This window comes from Acidovorax sp. BoFeN1, assembly GCF_003345135.1.
GTDB lineage: Bacteria > Pseudomonadota > Gammaproteobacteria > Burkholderiales > Burkholderiaceae_C > Acidovorax > Acidovorax defluvii.
The window spans coordinates 1-404 of sequence record NZ_QOZT01000189.1 but is presented as its reverse complement, the minus strand read 5'-3'; the positions used below and the strand labels follow the sequence as shown (position 1 = coordinate 404).

Sequence of the window (404 nt, the reverse complement as noted above, 5' to 3'; positions counted from 1 at the left end):
ACTCCGTGTTCGCCGGCACCATCAACGAATCCGGGTCGTTCGAATATCGCGTCACCGCAGCGGCAAGCGACTCCACACTGGCACGGATCATTCACGCCGTCGAGGCCGCGCAAGGCAGTCGAGCGCCCACGCAGCGCTTCGTTGACCAGTTCGCCCGGCTGTACACGCCCATTGTGTTCGCGGTTGCGCTTGCGGTGGCCATCGTCCCTCCGCTGGTCTTCGGTGCGACTTGGCTGGACTGGATCTACAAGGCCCTAGTTCTTCTCGTGATTGCTTGCCCCTGCGCGCTCGTGATCTCGACGCCGGTGAGCATTGTGAGCGGCCTGGCGGCCGCCGCGAAGCGCGGCATCCTCATCAAGGGCGGCGTCTATCTGGAAGAGGGACGCAAGCTGAAATGGTTGGCG

Annotated in this window: 1 protein-coding gene; it reads left to right on the top strand. The window is 63.9% G+C overall.

Annotation, left to right across the window (positions count from 1 at the left end):
• Positions 1-404, top strand: a 404-nt coding sequence (locus DTW89_RS19180) for a P-type ATPase (protein ID WP_442858124.1), incomplete at both ends; no start/stop codon positions are given.